This window comes from Leclercia sp. UBA5076 (assembly GCF_002416465.1).
In the GTDB taxonomy this organism is placed as follows: domain Bacteria; phylum Pseudomonadota; class Gammaproteobacteria; order Enterobacterales; family Enterobacteriaceae; genus Enterobacter.
Map to the genome: position 1 here is coordinate 472,654 of NZ_DIAO01000004.1, position 14,064 is coordinate 486,717.

Genomic DNA, 14,064 nt, shown 5'->3' on the forward strand with positions numbered 1-14,064 from the left:
ATATTTTGCATTCAACCATCAGGAATTGACATGTTCAGAAAGGATTTCGTTTTGCCTGTCAGCGTAACCGCAGTTGCGCTGTGCGCTTTCCCGGCGCAGGCCGCCCCGCTTCAGGCGACGCAATATGCGGATTTCGATCGCTACGTGCTGGCGCTCTCATGGCAATCTGGTTTTTGCCAGAGCCTGCATGACCGCAACCGCGCAGCGCCAGATGAGTGCCGCCTGCAAAAAGAGCGTAACGACAAAACGACGATCCTCACCGTTCACGGCCTGTGGCCGGGCTTGCCGAAATCTATCGCCGCTCGCGGCGTCGACGATCGCCGCTGGATGCGCTATGGCTGCGCCACCCGCCCCATTCCCAATATGCCGGAGGCAAAAGCCAGCCGTAAATGCGACGCCGCCGAGACCGGCCTGTCGCTAACCGGTGCCGCGAAGCTAAATGAGGTGATGCCCGGCGCAGGCGGCAACTCCTGCCTCGAACGTTACGAATATGCCAAACACGGCGTCTGCTTTGGGTTCGATCCCGACGCCTATTTCGGCACCATGGTGCGCATGAACCAGGAAGTCAAAGCCAGCCCGCTGGGGCAGTTCCTCGCGGCCAACTACGGCAAAACCGTCACCCGCAGCGCCTTTGACGCCGCCGTCGCCAGAAGCTGGGGGCAGACAACGGTGAAAGCCGTCAAGCTCAGCTGCAGCGGTAATCCGGCCTATCTCACTGAAGTACAGCTTTCCCTCACCGCGGCCAGCATCAACGCCCCGCTGGCAACCTCCTCATTTGTGCCACAGCCGCATCCGGGCAACTGTGGCAAACAGTTTGTGATCGACAAAATCGGTTACTGAGATCTTACCCTTTTCGCGCGTCCGGGCGGACCAGGTCAAAGCGTTGATCCTCGCTAATGGCGAAGTACGCCGTCGGGCCACCGGCGCGCAGCACCGGCTGGGCTTTCGCCGTCTGATAGATCCCGTCCTGCAGCAGGTTTTCGTCAATGTGGATCCCCACCACTTCCCCCAGCACCAGCCAGGTATCGACCGGAGCGCCGCTGGCGGCAGTCAACTGGATACACTGTGACAGGCGGCACTCAAAATTGACCGGACTTTCGGCGACGCGCGGCACCTTCACCAGCTGGCTCTCCGCTTTAGTCAGCCCGGCACGTAAAAACTCATCCTCCCCGTGCGCGAGGCTGGCAGAGGTCTCATTCATGGCGCTGGCCAGCTCACGGGTGGTGAGATTCCAGACAAACTCCCCGGTCTCGACAATATTGCGCACGCTGTCCTTCCAGCCGGTGCTGGCAAAACCGATGATGGGCGGATGGTAATTAAAACAGTTGAAGAAGCTGTAGGGGGCCAGATTGGGGCGTCCTTGAGGATCGCATGAGGCAATCCAGCCAATCGGACGTGGGCCAACAATGGCGTTAAGTGGATCGTGCGGCAGGCCGTGTCCCTGGGAAGGTTGATAAAAGTACATAGCGCTCTCTGAACAGGTTTGGAATGTAAACCGGCAGGCACGGATTACGCTTCGCTCATCCCCCTGCCCCAAGAGGATCAGCGTAACGCAATCCGTATGAAATGAAGAATGAATATGTGTCGTTTATCGACGCTTATCAGCGGCGCTTACTTTGTAAGGGCGCATAAAAAGGATAATCCAAATCGGCGAACGATCACGTTTTTCGTACAAAATTCATACTATAGAGGCAGATGACAGCCTGGAACTCAATCCACACCATGAATGTGACAGCCATCACTTCAAACCCGGGCGCAGACTCAGTATTATCAGTTATCGTTAAACCCTCGCTACCGGATGGCGAGGGTTTTCTTTTGGCATCTTCTGCGGTTGTCGCAGCATTAACGACATGGAGTAAATAATGTCCAGACCCACCATTATCATTAACGAACTCGATGCTGAACGTATCGACCGCCTGCTGGAGCAACCGGCCTTTGCATCGCTACCCGTCGCAGATGCCCTGAACGCTGAACTGGATCGTGCCCAGATGTGTGCCCCGCAGGACATGCCGTCTGACGTGGTCACCATGAACAGCCAGGTGAAATTCCGCGATCTGACCACTGGCGAAGTGCGTACCCGCACGCTGGTCTACCCGGCGCAGATGACCGACAGCAGCACGCAACTGTCGGTCCTGGCACCGGTGGGGGCCGCGTTGATTGGCCTGCGTACCGGCGACACTATCCATTGGGAACTGCCAGGCGGTACCGCCACGCATCTGGAGGTGCTGGAACTGCTCTGGCAGCCTGAAGCAGCAGGCGAATACCTGCGCTAAGCCCATCTGAATAAGCGTTTACGCGCTTAACCCAGAGGATGCCCGGGCATCCTCTTTCCGGCCTTCCGCTATCAGATCACGCCGCCAGGCATAGGGTTGACCAGCCCCGTGACCCGCTCTTTTGCCACTTCCGCGCTTTGTGCACCAGGCACCAGAATAATTTTCCGGCACTCTTCCTGACGCTTATCAAAGATCTCATATCCGCGAGCCGCCTCTTCAAACGGCATATAATGGGTGACGATCTCTTCAGGCGTGAGCAGCCCCTGCTCGATCAGCGGCAACAGTTCACCCAGCCAGGCATGAACGTCAGTCTGCCCCATTTTAAAGGTGAGCCCTTTGTCAAAGGCATCGCCAAACAGGAAACCATGAATAAAGCCGGCATAGACGCCCGGCACGCTGACGATCCCACCGCGCCGTACCGCAGCAATACACTGCCGCAGGGCTTTACCGCTGCTGCCCTCGAGCTTGAGGTTGGTCAGCACCGTTTCCGTGGTGCTCCCTTTCGCCTCAAAACCTACCGCATCGATAACAGCATCCACCCCACGCTGACCCCGGGTCTGCTCAATGATTTTTTCTGCGGCATCGTCGTCGCGATCGAAGTTAATGGGGATCGCGCCGTAACGATCCTGGGCGAAGCGCAGTCGGTAGTCGTGATGATCGACGATAAAAATCTGCTCGGCCCCGAGGTAACGTGCGCAGGCAACGGTCAGGAGGCCTACTGGCCCGGCGCCAAATACCGCGACGCTGCTGCCCTGAGTGATCTGGGCATTTTTGGCGGCCTGCCAGGCAGTGGGCAGGATGTCCGACATGAACAGGGCCTTATCATCTGACAGCAGCGGCGGCACCTTAAAGGGGCCGACGTTGCCTTTTGGCACGCGGACATATTCCGCCTGGCCGCCGGGCACACCACCGTAAAGATGGCTATAGCCAAAAAGCGCAGCCGGAGGTGGGATCTGTTTTTTATTCAGGGAAGCGCCGCGCCCGCTGTTGGTATTTTCACAGGCGGCATAATGCTGCAGGCGGCAGAAAAAGCAGTCGCCGCAGGCAATCACAAAGGGGATCACTACCCGATCGCCCTTAGCGAGGTTTTTCACCTCTCGGCCGGTCTCTACCACTTCCCCCATAAACTCATGGCCGAAGATATCGCCATGTTCCACCTTCGGGATCTTCCCATGATAGAGATGCAGATCAGAACCGCAGATCGCGGTGGCGGTGATGCGCAGAATAATATCGTCAGCTTGCTCGATGGCCGGATCGGGTACCGTTTCAACCTTAACGTTATGTGGGCCATGATACGTCAATGCTTTCATTCGACCTCCGGATTCAGAGAAAAAATGCGGGTTTACCTTAAAAGGGTAGCCATCAGCGGGGATATACCGGGAAATTGCACGGCTTTGGGATTATTCCTGGCCTACAAGCGCGACGATATTAAAAAATGCCTGCCAGCTATCAGAATTTGCTTATATTTTGTGTTTGAATGGAATAAGCGTAAATAAACAGGGAGAAACGGGTATGTACCAGACGATTATTATGCCGGTGGATGTTTTTGAGATGGAATTGAGCGACAAGGCGATTCGCCACGCTGAATTCCTGGCGCAGCAGGATGGTATTATTCACTTACTGCATGTTTTACCGGGCTCGTCCACCTTCGGATTGCATCGCTTTGCCGCCGATATGCGCCGCTTTGAAGAGCATATCGAAAAAGAAGCACAAGCCCGGCTGCAGACCATGATCGGCCACTTCAGCATCGACTCCTCACGTCTCAGAACCCATGTCTGTTTTGGTCACGTGCGTGACGTCGTGAATGAGATGGCCAGCGAGCTGAAGGCCGATATCGTGGTGATCGGGTCGCGTAACCCGTCAATCTCCACCCATCTGCTGGGGTCGAACGCCTCCAGCGTGATCCGCCACGCCTTTGTGCCGGTGCTGGTCGTGAGATAAAAAAAAGAGGCTACCCCAGGGTAGCCTCTTTACAGTGCAGGTGTTATCTTACGTTCTTATGCTGTTTTGGTACGAATCAGATGATCAAAGGCGCTCAGTGACGCTTTCGCCCCTTCGCCAGTGGCGATGATGATCTGTTTGTACGGTACGGTGGTGCAGTCGCCCGCCGCAAATACGCCCTTCACGCTGGTCTCACACTTGGCGTCGATGATGATCTCGCCCATGCGGTTACGCTCAATGGCGCCTTCCAGCCAGGTGGTGTTCGGCAGCAGACCAATCTGCACAAAGATCCCCGAAAGCTGAACGCTGTGTACGTCACCGCTCACGCGGTCGCGGTACTCAAGGCCGGTCACTTTACTGCCATCGCCTGTCACTTCGGTGGTCTGCGCGTTCAGGATGATGTCGACGTTGTTCAGGCTGCGCACTTTATCCTGCAGGACCTGATCGGCTTTCATCTCTGGCGCAAACTCCAGCAGCGTGACGTGCTCCACGATACCGGCGAGGTCGATGGCCGCTTCCACACCGGAGTTACCGCCACCAATTACCGCCACGCGTTTGCCTTTGAAGAGCGGGCCGTCGCAGTGCGGGCAGTAGGTTACCCCTTTGGTGCGATACTGTTCTTCGCCAGGCACGTTCATGTTGCGCCATTTGGCACCGGTAGCAATGATCACGCTGCGCGCTTTCAGCACCGCACCAGATGCCGTTTCAATCTGGTGGAAACCGCCTTCCTGCGCTGCCGGCACCAGTTTGCTGGCGCTCTGGCTGTCGATCACATCCACTTCATATTCGCTGACGTGCGCTTTCAGGGCGCCAGCCAGTTTCTGACCTTCGGTTTTAGGCACGGAGATATAGTTTTCAATATCTACCGTATCCAGTACCTGGCCGCCAAAGCGTTCGCCCATCAGACCGGTGCGAATACCTTTACGGGCAGAGTAAACCGCAGCCGCCGCACCCGCCGGGCCGGAACCGACAATCAGCACGTCATAGGCATCACGCTTGTTCAGCTCTTCTGCTGCACGTTTTTCCGCGCCGGTATCCACTTTTGCGACGATTTCAGCCAGCGTCATACGACCCTGACCAAACTCTTTACCGTTCACAAACACCGCCGGAACGCCCATCACGTTACGATCGGTGATTTCGTTCTGGAACACCCCGCCGTCAATGGCGGTGTGTTTGATGCGCGGGTTCAGCACCGCCATCAGGTTCAGCGCCTGCACCACGTCCGGGCAGTTATGGCAGGAGAGCGAGTAGTAGGTTTCGAATTCAAAATCACCCTCCAGGTCGCGGATCTGCTCAAGTAATGCCTGCGCTTCCTTCGACGGATGACCACCGGTCCACAGCAGGGCCAGCACCAGTGAGGTAAATTCATGTCCCAGCGGAGAACCGGCAAAGCGCGGCCCCTGGGTCGAACCTGGGTTGGTGATCAGGAAAGAGGGTTTACGCACCGCAAGGGTGTTATCTTCCTTAAAAGTGACCTTTTCGGACAGGTCGGCGATCTCCGCCAGCAGTTCCTTGATTTCTGCCGATTTAGCGCTGTCATCCAGCGTGGCAATCAGCTCAACAGGTTTGGTCAGCTTCTCAAGGTAGGCTTTGAGCTGGGTTTTCATATTTGTGTCGAGCATTCTTTATCTCCTGCTTAAAAAACATCATCATGCAAGCGGCCTAATCCTGGCTGCCTGAGTGCAACTTGCATCATGGTGCTGGAATGAAATGGGCGCGGATGCGCCCATTGAATGCCGGGTGGCACTTCGTTTACCCGGCCTGCGTTTTGTAGGCCTGTGCAAGCGCAGCGCCGCCGGGCGTTGCAAACGAATCTCCAAAGTGGTTCGCGTCAGAGCAAGGCGGCTAGCCTGTGAGTCCCCGGGAGCTTACATAAGTAAGTGACCGGGGTGAGCAGGCGACGCCAACGCCGCTATGGCGCGAAATACGACGGAAATTTAGATTTTGCCAACCAGGTCCAGGGACGGAGCCAGAGTCGCGTCGCCTTCTTTCCATTTCGCCGGGCAAACTTCGCCTGGGTGAGAAGCAACGTACTGAGCCGCTTTCACTTTACGCAGCAGGTCAGATGCGTCACGGCCGATGCCTTCAGCTGTAACTTCTACCGCCTGGATGATGCCCTGCGGGTCAACGATGAAAGTACCACGGTCTGCCAGACCCTGATCTTCACGCATGTTGTCAAAGTTACGGGTCAGGGCGCCAGTTGGGTCGCCGATCATCGCATATTTGATTTTCGCGATGGTTTCAGAGCTGCTGTGCCATGCTTTGTGCGTGAAGTGGGTGTCAGTAGAGACAGAGTAGATATCTACGCCCAGCTTCTGGAACTCGCTGTAGTGGTCAGCAACGTCACCCAGTTCAGTCGGGCAGACGAAGGTGAAGTCAGCTGGATAGAAGAAGAAGACGCTCCAGCGACCTTCGGTATCTTTCTCGGTAACTTCGATGAATTCACCGTTTTTGAACGCCTGGTTTTTGAAAGGTTTGATTTTGGTATTAATTAAAGACATCTGTACTTCCTCCGTGTTTTCGTTGAGGTGTAAGGTACCGAACTTTGCCGATCCGGGCTAATGCGTTTGCATTATCAAATCAATCAGCGATACCTAACAACCTTTCACAAGAAACTGCGTGAACTAAAAAAGTAAAAAGGCCGCCTTGACGGCGGCCCTGATACCTGAGCTACCCGGGGGTAACATCAGTGCCAGCCGAAGCTGGCGATGTGTTGCGCTCTACATGACCTTTAGTCAGGCCGTGACAGCAAAGGGGATTACACCACCCCCTCAACGAAAGGGCAATTCGCTGACAGGGTAATAATACCTATGGCTGTGATAGGTTTTACCGAACCCGCGCTTTGCGAGTGATTTTATAGGGGATCATGGATAAGCCAGGCGCAGCGGCCACGCTGGCGCGCTGTTATACGAATAGCCAGAATGAATTACAGCAGGTGGCCAGCCTGGCGAATAAGGAACAGCTTAATAGGATGATGAGTAAGCCTTAATACCTGACTGGCAGCGTAATAGCAACGCTTTTGCCCGCCTTTTTATGGTGAAAATTACTATAATAATTGTTCGGCCTTTATTTAATTAATTTGCAGCCATGATATATTAAGTTGAAATTTAAATTATCTTAAGTTATCCGATCAAATGGATGATGAATGGCAAACTTACTTCTATAGTTATTATTTATATGATAATGCCATTCAGAGAGCTTACTCAGGACGAATCATGGCTAACCTTTACGATTTGAAAAAATTTGACCTTAATCTGTTGGTGATTTTTGAGTGCATTTACCAGCATCTCAGTATCAGCAAAGCAGCAGAAACGCTATTTATTACCCCCTCTGCGGTGAGCCAGTCACTGCAACGATTACGTAATCAGCTGAACGATCCGCTGTTTATCCGCTCCGGTAAAGGCATCTCCCCGACGACGGTGGGGGTCAATTTACATATGCATCTCGAACAAAATCTGAATAGTATCGAGCAGACGATCAATATCATGCATGGCTCGGCGCTGAAGAAGAACTTTGTTATCTACTGCCCGCAGGTCATGACGAGAGGCCCATTGATCGCGTCGATGAAACTGTTGATGCGTGAGCATAATTATGAAATTGAATACCACGACATGCTGCTGGCGGCCGACTCGGCGGAAGACCTGTTAGCCTACCGTAAAGCTGACCTGGTCTTCTCTTTCGCCCCGATAGCCAACCGGTCGATTGTCTGCACTCGCTACCTCGATTTACCCGTGGTGACGGTGTGTCGTCAGGATCACCCGCGCATCGGCTCGGTTGCCACTCAGGAAGAACTGAGTAAGGAAAAATACACTTTCTTTATGAGTGATGAACCGGGCGTTAAAGTCTTTCAGATGCAGGCAGAAAACTCGTTTCCGGACAGGAAAATCGCTTTCCGCTGTGACTCCTTTTTTTCACTGATTATGATGGTAGGTTCATCAAACTTACTCGGCTTTATGCCTGAGGCGGTATATGAACAGTATCGTGAGGCATTTAATCTGAAAAAAATTGAGGTCCCTTTTACCTTACCCACCCTGAATGTTTATATGCTGTATAACCGCACGGCATTAAATAGCAGCGTATTCTCTACTTTTGTCGAGCAAGTGAGTGCCGAGGGTTTTCAGTATGAGTAACAAGGTCTGATGGGAATTGAATCACACTGTTAATACTATTACAAAATAAATACGCAGAAATTATTTTATAATTCTGCGTATTAGAACCCACTGATTTATATTTATTTTATTATAATTTGTTCAGCTGTTCTGCCGCCGCCAGTAATGTCGTCTCCTGCTTGGCAAAACAGAGGCGAATAAGTTTATGCGGGAACGGGTCAGCACAGAATACCGACAGCGGGATCGCCGCCACCCCTACCTCTTTGGTTAACCATTGGCAAAAACTGACGTCATCCAGATCGTAGATTGCACTGTAGTCCGCCAGCAGGAAATAGGTCCCTTCGCAGGGCAGAATTTCCAGACGACTTTCACTCAACGCCCCGATAAAGCGATCCCGGCGGGCGCGATAAAAGTCCGGCAGCTCACGGTAGTGTTCCGGCTGGTGGCGCAGCATATCAGCAATTGCCAGCTGTGCCGGGGTATTGACCGCAAACGTCAGGAACTGATGCACCTTACGCAGTTCGGCGCTGATCGCCGCAGGCGCCACGCAGTACCCCACTTTCCAGCCGGTCATATGGAACGTTTTGCCAAAAGAGGAGACGGCAACGGCCCGCTCGCGCAGCTGCGGATGCGCAAGCACGCTGGCATGCCCCGCCTCTGCAAAGCAGATATGCTCGTACACTTCATCGCTCAGCACATAGATTTCGCGTTCCGCAATGGCCTGCCAGAGCACGGCAAAATCCGCCTGCCGCCATACCGTCGCAGAGGGATTGTGCGGCGTGTTCAAAATAACCAGCCGGGTTTTCTCACTGAGCAGTGCCGCGAAGGCCTGCCAGTCCGGGCGAAAGTGCGGCGGCTGGAGCGCCACGCGCTTTACCACCCCACCCGATAACGCAATCGCCGGGGCATAGCTGTCGTAGCTTGGGTCAAAGCAGATGACCTCGTCGCCGGTACGCACCAGGGCGGTGATTGCGGCGTAGAGGGCCTCAGTCGCCCCGGCGGTGACGGTGATGTCGCTATTAGCATCCGGTTGATAGCCATACAGTTCCGCGGTTTTATCGGCAATCGCTTCGCGCAGCGGTTGCGCCCCCGTCATCGGCGCATACTGGTTCGCACCGTTCGCCACATGCCAGGCCAGACGTTGCTGAAGGTAGTCCGGGCCATCGAAATCGGGAAAACCCTGCGACAGATTTATGGCGTTGTATTGCTGCGCCAGAGCGCTCATTTGCGTGAAGATCGTGGTGCCGAGAGCCGGAAGTTTGCTGTCTGGAATCAAGGGGTTATTACGCATGTCGACGGACCTGTATGTAATACATATGTTGCTGCCACTATAACACGATGTTAGTATTTGGCAATCAAGACGCTTAGACGTCTAAACCATAATGATATTCCTGGCCGAAGAGGTAAGAAGGATGACAGACGACCTGCGACTCACAGCACTGGTGGATGCCTGCCACTGGATCGGCGCAAAGGGATGGGCACCCGCCACCGGGGGCAATATGTCCGTGCGGCAGGATGAGACCTGGTGCTGGCTCAGCGAGTCCGGCAAAGACAAAGGCAGCCTGACGCCCGCGGATTTCCTGCAGGTTGAGATTGCCACCAACCGCGCCCCCTCCGGGCGTAAGCCTTCCGCAGAAACTGGCCTGCATACTCTGATTTATCGCCTCTTCCCGGAGGCCAACGCGGTGCTGCATGTGCATACGGTCAACGCCACGGTGCTCTCCCGACTGGTGAAAACGCCGGAGCTACGCCTCAGCGGCTTTGAGATGCAGAAATCACTCCGCGGCCAGACCAGCCACCTCGATACGGTGCCCATCGCCGTGTTTGATAACGACCAGGATATCGACGCCCTGGCCTCGCGAATCGCCCATTACGGTCGGGAGCGCCCGCTGAATTATGGTTTTCTTCTGCGCGGTCATGGCTTAACCTGCTGGGGACGCGACGTGGCCGAAGCCCGGCGTCACCTTGAAGGCCTCGAATTCCTGTTCGAGTGCGAGATGCGTTTACGACAACTGGAGAGAGTATGATTCGCGCGATTGTGACGGATATTGAAGGCACCACCAGCGATATTCGTTTTGTCCACAATGTTCTGTTCCCTTATGCGCGCGAGCGGCTGGCGGCCTTTATCAACGCCCAGCAGTATGCCGAACCGGTCAACACCATTCTGGACAATCTGCGCGAAGAGATTGACCAGCCGCAGGCCAGCACCCGGGATCTGATTGACACCCTGTTCGCCTTTATGGATGACGATCGCAAATCGACAGCGCTCAAAGCGTTGCAGGGGATCATCTGGCGGGAGGGTTACGTCAACGGCGACTTCACCGGCCATCTCTATCCGGACGTTCTGCCCTCTCTCGAAAAATGGAAAGCGCAGGGCATTGATCTCTATGTTTATTCCTCCGGCTCCGTGGCGGCGCAGAAACTGTTATTTGGCTACAGCGACGAAGGTGATATTACTCATCTGTTCAGCGGCTATTTTGATACCCACATAGGTGCCAAGCGCGAGGTAGCGTCTTATCAGAATATTGCGGCCCAGATTGGCGCAGCCCCCTCGCAGATCCTCTTCCTGTCGGATATTCATCAGGAGCTGGATGCCGCGGAACAGGCCGGTTTTCGCACCCTGCAGCTGATTCGCGGCGATGAGGACGGGGCCAGCCATCACCATCAGGTGCATCAGTTTGACGACATCAATCCGGAGCAGATCCCTTCATGAGCGCATTGACCATTTATTCAGATAAAGAAGCCAGCCAGCCGGAGTGGCACAGCACCGACGCTGAGGCGATCCAGCAGCAGCTGAACGCCCGCGGCGTCCGCTTTGAGCGCTGGGAAGCCGACCGCGATCTGGGCCGCGATCCGTCGCCGGAGACGGTGATTAATGCCTACCAGCACGCCATCGATAAGCTGGTGGCGGAGAAGGGCTACCAGAGCTGGGATGTCATCAGCCTGCGCGCGGATAACCCGCAAAAAGAGGCCCTGCGGGCGAAGTTTCTCAATGAACACACCCACGGCGAAGATGAAGTGCGTTTCTTTGTTGAAGGCGCCGGGCTGTTCTGCCTGCACATTGGCGACCAGGTCTGTCAGGTGTTATGCGAGAAGAACGACCTGATCTCCGTTCCCGCCGGTACGCCGCACTGGTTTGATATGGGCTCTGAGCCGAACTTTACCGCGATCCGGATTTTCGATAACCCGGAAGGCTGGGTGGCGCAGTTTACCGGGGATGCGATTGCAGATAGCTATCCGAGATTGCCGTAGCACCATGCCCTGCCCGGCGGCGCTGCGCTTGCACGGACCTACAAACGGTTTGTAGGCCGGGTAAGCGTTAGCGCCACCCGGCATTATTCAGACCGCACCCTTGCCAAAAAATCCCTTCGCCACCTCTTCCGGCCGCACCACGCCCGTATCCAGCACCCACCCACTTATCAGTGACGCTGGCGTGACGTCGAACGCCGGGTTATAGACCTGTGCGTCAGTGGGCGCCCACTGCACCGCACCGAAGCTCCCCGCCACGCCGGTCACTTCCCGGGCATCGCGCTGTTCAATAGGGATCGCCTCCCCGTTCGGACAGTTCGGATCGAGCGTGGTTTGCGGGGCGGCCACATAGAAGGGAATACCGTGGAATTTCGCCAGTACCGCCAGGGAGTAGGTGCCGATTTTATTCGCCACATCGCCGTTAGCGGCAATGCGATCCGCCCCCACCCACACCGCGTCCACCTGGCCTTTGGCCATCAGGCTGGCGGCCATTGAATCGGTGATCAGACTATACGGCACGCCCAGCTCACCCAGCTCCCAGGCCGTCAGCCTGCCGCCCTGCAACAGCGGACGGGTCTCATCCACCCAGACGTTGCTGACCTTGCCCTGCTGATGGGCAAGGGCAATCACCCCCAGCGCGGTGCCCACACCGGCGGTCGCCAGGCCACCGGTATTGCAATGGGTGAGCAGGCGGCTGCCGGGCTTCACCAGCGCGCTGCCTGCATGGGCAATCGCGTCGCAGAGCTGCTTATCTTCGTCGATCAGGCGCAGCGCCTCTGCCCCCAGCGCCGGGACAAAATCCTCCTGCCACAGCGCCAGTTTCATACGGTCGAGATTGTTCATCAGGTTGACCGCGGTCGGACGCGAGGCGCGCAGCGTCTCCAGCGCCACCGCCAGTTCATCCCGGCTATGGCCGTTTTCCGCCAGCAGCGCCAACAGCAGGCTGGCAGAAAGCCCAATCAGCGGCGCGCCCCGCACGCGCAGGGCGTGAATATGTCCCACCAGCGCCTCTACCGTTGTCGCATCCAGCCAGCGTTTCTCCTGCGGAAGCGCCTGTTGGTCGAGAATAAATAGCTGATTTTCCGTCACCCGCAGGCTGGTCGTCTGTAATCTCTGCATGTCGTTAATTCTCTGTTGCGTTGTTGTAGCACATTGTGTCAGGATAAAATTCAGATGTATAGACGTCTAAATGTCTTTATTACCGGAACAGATGAGGAACAAGCAATGTCGCAATACCATACCTTTACCGCTCAGGACGCCGTAGCGTATGCCCAACAGTTTGGCGGCCTCGACGATCCCGCCTCGCTGGTAGAGGCGCAGGAGGTAGGCGACGGTAACCTCAATCTGGTGTTTAAAATCTTCGATAACCAGGGCGTCAGCCGCATCATCGTAAAGCAGGCCCTGCCCTACGTGCGCTGCGTGGGGGAATCCTGGCCGCTGACGCTGGATCGCGCCCGCCTCGAAGCGCAAACTCTGGTGGAGCACTATCAGCACAGCCCGCAGCATACGGTCAAAATCCACCACTTCGACCCGGATCTGGCGGTGATGGTGATGGAAGATCTCTCCAGCCATAAGATCTGGCGCGGGGAGCTGATCAACAATGTGTTTTACCCCCAGGCAGCACGTCAGCTGGGGGAGTACCTCGCTCACGCCCTGTTCCACACCAGCGATTTTTACCTGCACCCGCATACCAAAAAAGCGCAGGTGGCGAAGTTCCTCAACCCGGCGATGTGCGAGATCACCGAAGATCTCTTCTTCAACGATCCGTACCAGATCCACGCGCGTAACAACTACCCGGCGGCGCTGGAAAGCGACGTGGCCGCCCTGCGCGACGACGCCCAGCTGAAAATTGCCGTCGCCGCCCTGAAACACCGCTTCTTCTCCCAGGCCGAAGCGCTGCTGCACGGCGACATTCACAGCGGCTCGATTTTTGTCGCCGAGGGCAGCCTGAAGGCCATTGACGCCGAGTTCGGTTATTTCGGCCCGATTGGGTTTGATATCGGCACCGCCATCGGCAACCTGCTGCTGAACTTCTGCGGCCTGCCGGGCCACCTTGGCATCCGGGATGCAGCGGCCGGGCGTGAACAGCGCCTGATCGATATCCAGGAACTCTGGAATACCTTCGCGGAACGTTTCCAGGCGCTGGCAACGGAGAAATCCCGCGATGCGGCGCTCAGCGTGCCGGGTTATGCCAGCGCGTTTCTGAAAAAGGTCTGGCACGACGCGATTGGCTTCTGCGGCACCGAGCTGATCCGCCGCAGCGTGGGCCTGTCACACGTGGCGGATATCGACACCATCCGTGATGACGAGATGCGCCACGAATGCCTGCGCCACGCCATTACGCTCGGTAAAGCGTTAATCGTCATTGCCGACCGTATCGACAGCGTGGATGAGCTGGTGGCGCGGGTGCGTCAGTACAGTTAGGTGCGGTCTGTTTGCCAGGTGGCGCTAACGCTTACCGGGCCTACGATTCGAATGTAGGCCCGGTAAGG

The 14,064-nt window shown here is 55.9% G+C and carries 14 protein-coding genes; 8 read left to right on the forward strand and 6 right to left on the reverse strand.

Annotated features, from left to right (window positions below; genetic code table 11):
* The first annotated feature begins 30 nt into the window (after positions 1-30).
* The gene (gene rna, locus B3X29_RS05900) at positions 31-840 is read left to right on the forward strand and encodes a ribonuclease I (protein WP_159339295.1); all 810 of its coding nucleotides are present in this window, start codon (positions 31-33) and stop codon (positions 838-840) included.
* Positions 841-844: 4 nt separating this feature from the next.
* Here the strand turns inward: rna and B3X29_RS05905 are convergent, their stop codons facing one another.
* Positions 845-1,465, reverse strand: coding sequence for a flavin reductase family protein (locus B3X29_RS05905; protein ID WP_159339296.1), 621 nt, complete (start codon positions 1,463-1,465; stop codon positions 845-847).
* Between the two features lie 397 nt (positions 1,466-1,862).
* On the opposite strand from B3X29_RS05905, the gene rnk reads away from it, so the two are divergent.
* Positions 1,863-2,273, forward strand: a complete 411-nt coding sequence (gene rnk, locus B3X29_RS05910; RefSeq protein ID WP_103178653.1) for a nucleoside diphosphate kinase regulator — start codon at positions 1,863-1,865, stop codon at positions 2,271-2,273.
* 71 nt (positions 2,274-2,344) lie between these two features.
* Here the strand turns inward: rnk and B3X29_RS05915 are convergent, their stop codons facing one another.
* Positions 2,345-3,583, reverse strand: coding sequence for a zinc-dependent alcohol dehydrogenase (locus B3X29_RS05915; protein WP_159339297.1), 1,239 nt, complete (start codon positions 3,581-3,583; stop codon positions 2,345-2,347).
* 202 nt (positions 3,584-3,785) lie between these two features.
* On the opposite strand from B3X29_RS05915, the gene uspG reads away from it, so the two are divergent.
* Positions 3,786-4,214, forward strand: a complete 429-nt coding sequence (uspG, locus tag B3X29_RS05920) for a universal stress protein UspG (RefSeq protein WP_103178651.1) — start codon at positions 3,786-3,788, stop codon at positions 4,212-4,214.
* A gap of 56 nt (positions 4,215-4,270) precedes the next feature.
* Here uspG and ahpF read toward each other — a convergent pair whose 3' ends face one another.
* Both ahpF and ahpC read right to left on the reverse strand, forming a co-directional pair.
* Complete coding sequence (gene ahpF, locus B3X29_RS05925) at positions 4,271-5,836, reverse strand: alkyl hydroperoxide reductase subunit F (protein WP_159339298.1); 1,566 nt, start codon at positions 5,834-5,836, stop codon at positions 4,271-4,273.
* 315 nt (positions 5,837-6,151) lie between these two features.
* Positions 6,152-6,715 carry an alkyl hydroperoxide reductase subunit C gene (ahpC, locus tag B3X29_RS05930; protein WP_103178649.1) on the reverse strand — a complete coding sequence of 188 codons (564 nt, stop codon included), beginning with the start codon at positions 6,713-6,715 and terminating at the stop codon, positions 6,152-6,154.
* Between the two features lie 714 nt (positions 6,716-7,429).
* On the opposite strand from ahpC, the gene citR reads away from it, so the two are divergent.
* Positions 7,430-8,344 carry a DNA-binding transcriptional repressor CitR gene (gene citR, locus B3X29_RS05935; RefSeq protein ID WP_103178648.1) on the forward strand — a complete coding sequence of 305 codons (915 nt, stop codon included), beginning with the start codon at positions 7,430-7,432 and terminating at the stop codon, positions 8,342-8,344.
* A 109-nt stretch (positions 8,345-8,453) separates the two neighbouring features.
* Here the strand turns inward: citR and B3X29_RS05940 are convergent, their stop codons facing one another.
* Complete coding sequence (locus tag B3X29_RS05940; RefSeq protein WP_159339299.1) at positions 8,454-9,614, reverse strand: pyridoxal phosphate-dependent aminotransferase; 1,161 nt, start codon at positions 9,612-9,614, stop codon at positions 8,454-8,456.
* A 121-nt stretch (positions 9,615-9,735) separates the two neighbouring features.
* Between B3X29_RS05940 and B3X29_RS05945 the strand changes: the two genes are divergently transcribed.
* From B3X29_RS05945 to B3X29_RS05955, 3 genes are read left to right on the forward strand one after another with little or no spacing between them, the layout of a single operon-like run.
* Positions 9,736-10,350, forward strand: coding sequence for a methylthioribulose 1-phosphate dehydratase (locus tag B3X29_RS05945; RefSeq protein ID WP_159339300.1), 615 nt, complete (start codon positions 9,736-9,738; stop codon positions 10,348-10,350).
* The gene (gene mtnC, locus B3X29_RS05950) at positions 10,347-11,036 is read left to right on the forward strand and encodes an acireductone synthase (protein WP_103178645.1); all 690 of its coding nucleotides are present in this window, start codon (positions 10,347-10,349) and stop codon (positions 11,034-11,036) included. The genes B3X29_RS05945 and mtnC overlap by 4 nt, the downstream gene beginning before the upstream one ends.
* Positions 11,033-11,575, forward strand: coding sequence for a 1,2-dihydroxy-3-keto-5-methylthiopentene dioxygenase (locus B3X29_RS05955; RefSeq protein WP_156654082.1), 543 nt, complete (start codon positions 11,033-11,035; stop codon positions 11,573-11,575). The genes mtnC and B3X29_RS05955 overlap by 4 nt, the downstream gene beginning before the upstream one ends.
* Before the next feature lie 87 nt (positions 11,576-11,662).
* Here the strand turns inward: B3X29_RS05955 and mtnA are convergent, their stop codons facing one another.
* Positions 11,663-12,691 carry an S-methyl-5-thioribose-1-phosphate isomerase gene (gene mtnA, locus B3X29_RS05960; RefSeq protein ID WP_159339301.1) on the reverse strand — a complete coding sequence of 343 codons (1,029 nt, stop codon included), beginning with the start codon at positions 12,689-12,691 and terminating at the stop codon, positions 11,663-11,665.
* A gap of 105 nt (positions 12,692-12,796) precedes the next feature.
* On the opposite strand from mtnA, the gene mtnK reads away from it, so the two are divergent.
* Positions 12,797-13,996 (forward strand): S-methyl-5-thioribose kinase, encoded by a 1,200-nt coding sequence (gene mtnK / locus B3X29_RS05965; RefSeq protein ID WP_159339302.1) that lies wholly within the window; start codon positions 12,797-12,799, stop codon positions 13,994-13,996.
* The last annotated feature ends 68 nt before the right edge of the window (positions 13,997-14,064 follow it).

Excerpts from the sequence above, each read along its gene's own strand:
- ahpF (WP_159339298.1), bottom strand. The coding sequence starts at position 5,836 with ATGCTCGACACAAATATGAAAACCCAGCTCAAAGCCTACCTTGAGAAG.
- mtnA (WP_159339301.1), bottom strand. The coding sequence starts at position 12,691 with ATGCAGAGATTACAGACGACCAGCCTGCGGGTGACGGAAAATCAGCTA.
- ahpC (WP_103178649.1), bottom strand. The coding sequence starts at position 6,715 with ATGTCTTTAATTAATACCAAAATCAAACCTTTCAAAAACCAGGCGTTC.
- B3X29_RS05945 (WP_159339300.1), top strand. The coding sequence starts at position 9,736 with ATGACAGACGACCTGCGACTCACAGCACTGGTGGATGCCTGCCACTGG.
- B3X29_RS05915 (WP_159339297.1), bottom strand. The coding sequence starts at position 3,583 with ATGAAAGCATTGACGTATCATGGCCCACATAACGTTAAGGTTGAAACG.
- mtnC (WP_103178645.1), top strand. The coding sequence starts at position 10,347 with ATGATTCGCGCGATTGTGACGGATATTGAAGGCACCACCAGCGATATT.
- rnk (WP_103178653.1), top strand. The coding sequence starts at position 1,863 with ATGTCCAGACCCACCATTATCATTAACGAACTCGATGCTGAACGTATC.
- B3X29_RS05905 (WP_159339296.1), bottom strand. The coding sequence starts at position 1,465 with ATGTACTTTTATCAACCTTCCCAGGGACACGGCCTGCCGCACGATCCA.
- B3X29_RS05955 (WP_156654082.1), top strand. The coding sequence starts at position 11,033 with ATGAGCGCATTGACCATTTATTCAGATAAAGAAGCCAGCCAGCCGGAG.
- B3X29_RS05940 (WP_159339299.1), bottom strand. The coding sequence starts at position 9,614 with ATGCGTAATAACCCCTTGATTCCAGACAGCAAACTTCCGGCTCTCGGC.
- citR (WP_103178648.1), top strand. The coding sequence starts at position 7,430 with ATGGCTAACCTTTACGATTTGAAAAAATTTGACCTTAATCTGTTGGTG.
- uspG (WP_103178651.1), top strand. The coding sequence starts at position 3,786 with ATGTACCAGACGATTATTATGCCGGTGGATGTTTTTGAGATGGAATTG.
- rna (WP_159339295.1), top strand. The coding sequence starts at position 31 with ATGTTCAGAAAGGATTTCGTTTTGCCTGTCAGCGTAACCGCAGTTGCG.
- mtnK (WP_159339302.1), top strand. The coding sequence starts at position 12,797 with ATGTCGCAATACCATACCTTTACCGCTCAGGACGCCGTAGCGTATGCC.